Genomic DNA, 5,061 nt, shown 5'->3' with positions numbered 1-5,061 from the left:
ATTCGGATATTTTAGAAGCTCTTTATCACCAGCCTATTCGGATCATTAGTTCAAGTCGCCCGGGTCGCCACAATGATGCAACGGAGTCTATCATTGAGTGGTTCTTGACCCAATACAAAGAAATCATGGAAAGAGATTTTGGAAGAAGTGGATGATTAGGATGAGAAAGCAAAAAGATCGTCACCTTTATTGGGGGCCGATCTCTTCAGTTGATTATTTGTGGGGGTCTGTGATAGAAAGACTAGCAGAAGATCAGATTCGATTTACGAATCCTTTGATGCCTTCTGGCCAAGTCTTAAAAAGTTGGAAATCCCTCACAAGCTATGGGGAGGATCGGATGGCACCCAGTCTGCCACTTTTACAGAGAGGTCAGACCTATGTAGTTGAAGTTCAGATGACTTCTAGGCCTGCTCATACGGTTATGCTAGAAGTTGTTTGCCAGGATCGTTTTGGCAAGATAGTGGACCGGCAGGTCAGTACAGAAGGGCAAGTTAAGTTTGTGTATCCAGAGCAAGCCTATTCTTACCAAGTGCATCTCCTCAGTGCTGGGATGCAAGAGTTTACCTTTCACCATATCACGATTTCACCGATTTCGTCTGAACAATGAGTTATTCTGATATAGATCAGGCAGATGGATAGGAAATGAGGACCCAGTGGATTCTATAAAATTAAAAAAAATAAAAAAGATTTTAAATAAGGTGAATAGCTGGAAAGATCGGATGTCCCAGTTGACAGACCAGCAGTTACAAGAAAAGACAGAGGAATTCCGCCGTCGTTTCCGACAAGGAGAGTCACTAGACGATTTGCTAGCAGAAGCTTATGCAGTCGTGAGAGAAGTCTCTCAGAGAGTCTTGGGGATGTTTCCTTACGATGTTCAAGTCATGGGAGCGATCGTCCTCCACCAAGGAAATATTGCAGAGATGGAAACCGGGGAAGGAAAGACCCTAACGGCAACCATGCCTGCCTACCTGAATGCAATAGAAGGGAAGGGGGTTATGGTGATTACCCCCAATACTTACCTGGCAACTCGTGATGCGGAAGAAATGGGGAAGATTTATCGTTTTCTAGGTTTGACAGTTGGAGTTCCACTTCAAGATACTGAGGGCGAACTCTCCCCAGCTAAGAAGCGGTTGCTCTATCAATCTGACATTGTTTATACCACCAATAGTAGCTTGGGCTTTGATTATCTTTCAGAAAATTTAACCGCCTCTGTTGATGGCCAATTCCTGGCAAATTTAAACTATGCGATTGTAGATGAAATCGATTCTATCTTATTGGATAGTGCTCAGACACCTTTAGTGATTTCGGGTTCTCCTCGTGTGCAGTCCAATCTATATGGGATTGTAGACACCTTGATCCGAACCTTCAAAGAAGGAGAAGAATACAAGGCTGATGGGGACAAGAAACAGGTGTGGTTGACCCCAAAAGGTGTAAAAGCAGCCGAGGCTTTTCTATCCCTGCAGCATTTGTATGATCCTGAGCACCGTGATCTTGTCCGCCATATTAGTCTGGCTTTACAAGCACATCAACACTATAAAAGGGACAAGGACTATGTCGTCCGTTCGAATGAAAAAGGAGAACAGGAGCTTGTCCTTTTGGATCAAGCAACGGGGCGTCTTATGGAATTGACTCGACTTCAAGGGGGACTGCATCAGGCTCTTGAAGCCAAGGAAGGACTTTCCTTGACACCAGAGACACGGGCCATGGCTTCGATTACTTACCAAAATTTATTCAAGATGTTTCAAAAACTCGGCGGTATGACGGGAACCGGGAAGGTTGCAGAAGCTGAATTTTTGGAGACCTATGCCATGTCAGTGATTCAGATCCCAACCAATCGAAAACGGATTAGGCAGGATCTTCCAGATGAGATATACCAGACCTTGCCAGAAAAAGTCTATGCTTCTATGGCCTACATCAAAGAAGTCCATGCAAAGGGAAACCCGATTTTGATCTTTGCCGGCTCGGTTGAGATGTCTGTCTTGTATTCAAACCTTCTCCTTCGTGAAGGAATTCCCCATAATCTGTTGAATGCCAATAAGGCTTCTCGTGAAGCGCAGATTATTGCTGAATCTGGTCAAAGAGGCGCAGTGACCGTTGCGACCTCGATGGCAGGTCGGGGGACAGATATCAAATTAGGGCAGGGTGTAGCTGCCTTAGGTGGCTTGGTTGTCGTCGGGACGGAGCGGATGATGAATCGCCGGATAGATCTCCAGATTCGAGGACGATCAGGACGTCAAGGAGATCCCGGAAAAACCAAGTTTTTTGTCTCTCTGGAGGATGATTTAATCAAACACTGGGGACCAAACTGGATCCAAGATAGGTATCAAGATTACGACGTAGAGGATCGACTTCGAAAAGCCAAACCTCTAACTCGGAGGAAATACCATCGCATCGTCGCTCAAGCTCAGGATGCGAGTGAAAGTGCTGCGCAAGCTAGTCGTCGCTTGACCTTAGAGTTCGCAGAGAGTATGAACATTCAACGCGATTTGGTTTATAAGGAACGGGATCGGTTGATCAGGCTGGACAGACGTTTGGATGGACTAATCGAGAAAATTGCTCGAGAAGTGTTTGCCCATGTGGCTAAAAATAAGAAGTATCAAGACCCGATTGCCTTCTATCACTATATTTTAGATCATATCAGCTATCAGGTTAATCCTGCTCAGATCCATCAAGCCTTTCCTTCCAGGCAGGCAAAAGAGGATTTCCTCTGGGAGCTAGCCCGCTCGGAGTTGCTTGCTAAATATCAAAGGCTGGAATCCGATGAGGTAATTGCTCAGTTTCAACGGATGGTGCTCTTAAAAGCTATTGACGAAAATTGGGTGGAACAAGTGGATTATTTGCAACAATTACGTGTGGCCTTGTCTGGTCAGTACGCCAGTCAAAAGAATCCACTGGTCGAGTTTTACCAAGAAGCCTCTTTATCTTTTGATCGGATGAAGGCTTTGGCAAAAGAGCAGATGGTTCGCAATCTCTTACTCAGTCGAGTAGAAATCAATACAAAAGGGGAAATTGTCCTGTATTTCCCATAAAAGAGGATTTATGACAGTATACAATATCAATCTTGGGATTGGATGGGCCAGTAGTGGCGTCGAGTATGCACAAGCCTATCGGGCCAAGTTGCTAAGACAGATCCAAGAACCTGCAAAATTTATTTTTATGGATATGATATTAGCAGACAATATTCAACACTTAACAGAGAATATTGGATTTAAAGACCATGAAATCATATGGATCTACACCCATTTTACGGATATCAAAATTGCGCCAACCACTTATACGGTGGATCAAGTCCTGGCTGGGTTCGCTGGGAAGCCAACGCGAGAAGAGACCACGGGGAAGGTGAAGCGCTATTTCTATGAAGACCAAGACAGTTTTTTGACCTGCTATCTTCGGGACGAAGAGAGTCCTTATGTAGAGCGCTGTGAGTATGTTTCCAGAGGGATTCTAGTCAGAAAAGACTATTTTTCCTATACTCGCTACTGTACAGAGTACTTTATCCCTAAAAATAATCAAGCCAACTTGATTGAACGACGTTTCTACAATGAAGATGGAAGTGTGGCCTATCGGATGCAGTTGGCAGATGGTCAGGAGATTTACCGTTTTCCAGATCGTTATCTCTTCGGTCGGCAGGAATTGATTCGCTACTTTATGCAAAGTCTCAACTTGACCAAACAAGATCTGGTGATTTTGGATCGGGAGACTGACATCGGCCAACCTATTTTTGAAGAGGCCCAAAAAGCTCGTCTAGGAGTCGTGGTCCATGCGGAGCACTATAGTGTCAATCATACCGATGATCAATATATTTTGTGGAACAATTATTACGATTACCAATTTACCAATGCGGACAAGGTGGACTTCTTTATTGTCGCAACCAATCGCCAAAAGGAAGTTTTAGCAGCGCAGTTCGCCAAATATACCCCTCATGCTCCTGTTATTTACACCATTCCGGTAGGAAGTCTCGCCAGTCTACCGCAAAACGACTCTCGTAAACCTTTTTCTCTGATGACTGCTTCGCGTCTGGCGACAGAAAAACACATCGACTGGTTAGTTCGAGCAGTTGTCGAAGCAAAAAAAGAGCTACCGTCCCTTTCTTTTGATATTTATGGAAAAGGCGGAGAGGAAGGTAAGTTGCAATCACTGATTGAAGAGTTAGGAGCGACGGACTATATCCAGCTCAGAGGCCATATGGACTTGACCGATATTTACAAAGATTATGAAGTCTATCTTTCGGCTTCTACCAGTGAAGGCTTCGGTCTAACCCTGATGGAGGCGATTGGTTCTGGTCTTCCAATCATTGGCTTTGATGTGCCTTATGGCAATCAGAACTTTGTTAGAGATGGGGGAAATGGCTACCTGCTTCCGACTGAACCAGACCAGGTTGTGGACAGGATAGCGAGGTCCTTTGCTGAAATGATCTGCTTGCTATACCAGAGCCAAAAGATGCCATCCATGCGTCAAGCATCTTATGCGCGTGCAGAAGATTTTCTGACCAGTAAGGTTGAAAAAGCTTGGTCTCGATTGATTGAGGAGGTGACCCATGCTGAACGTATTTGATCGGTTTTCGCGTGAAAGCCAAGATCTGCTCTATTCTTTACAAAGAGCAAGTTACACGCATCCAACGATCGTCTTGGAACCGAATGGTTTTTTACCTGATGGAGTGGAGTCGCCTTTTCTTTACTTTTTAGGCCGACCTACAGGTGAAAAACGGGGGCGCTTCTTTAACGAAATTTTAGTCCCTGATTTTTGGGAAATCACTGGTGATGCATCTGGTGGACGGATTTCCTATTACGGCCAAGAAAAAGCACGCATCTATTACCAAGATGCTACTCATAAACGAATCGTCGAACGGGTAGAGTGGTTCCATCAAGAGGGACAAGTAAGCACAGTGGATCACTATGATCAATACGGTCGAAAAATAGCGGTGACCACTTGTGATGGTCAGGGCAATCCTTTGTTAACCACCTACTTTGAAGAAGAGATGGAACGCCTAACAGAAAATCATCAAACAGGTGATCTGATTTTGACGCTGGATCATGAGCCCATGCGGATTTTCAAAAATCG

Annotated in this window: 5 protein-coding genes; all 5 read left to right on the top strand. The window is 44.7% G+C overall.

All coding sequences use genetic code 11. The annotated features are described in order from the left end of the window. Positions 1 to 8: 8 nt before the first annotated feature. Positions 9 to 155, top strand: a complete 147-nt coding sequence (locus ACLOR3_RS02210) for an accessory Sec system protein Asp2 (protein WP_412036989.1) — start codon at positions 9 to 11, stop codon at positions 153 to 155. Next, positions 152 to 607, top strand: a complete 456-nt coding sequence (gene asp3 / locus ACLOR3_RS02205) for an accessory Sec system protein Asp3 (RefSeq protein ID WP_412036947.1) — start codon at positions 152 to 154, stop codon at positions 605 to 607. The genes ACLOR3_RS02210 and asp3 overlap by 4 nt, the downstream gene beginning before the upstream one ends. Before the next feature lie 46 nt (positions 608 to 653). Then, positions 654 to 3,029 carry an accessory Sec system translocase SecA2 gene (gene secA2, locus ACLOR3_RS02200; protein WP_411400113.1) on the top strand — a complete coding sequence of 792 codons (2,376 nt, stop codon included), beginning with the start codon at positions 654 to 656 and terminating at the stop codon, positions 3,027 to 3,029. 10 nt (positions 3,030 to 3,039) lie between these two features. Continuing rightward, on the top strand, positions 3,040 to 4,554 hold the full coding sequence (gene gtfA, locus ACLOR3_RS02195) for an accessory Sec system glycosyltransferase GtfA (RefSeq protein WP_411400112.1): 1,515 nt from the start codon (positions 3,040 to 3,042) through the stop codon (positions 4,552 to 4,554). After that, a partial coding sequence (locus tag ACLOR3_RS02190) for a glycosyltransferase family protein (protein WP_497867273.1) occupies positions 4,538 to 5,061 on the top strand: 524 nt, incomplete at its 3' end. The genes gtfA and ACLOR3_RS02190, both read left to right, overlap by 17 nt.

It is taken from the genome of Streptococcus intestinihominis (assembly GCF_046824975.1).
Classification (GTDB): Bacteria; Bacillota; Bacilli; order Lactobacillales; family Streptococcaceae; genus Streptococcus.
The sequence above is the reverse complement of the archived record's forward strand: the minus strand, read 5'-3'. Positions and strand labels throughout refer to the sequence as shown.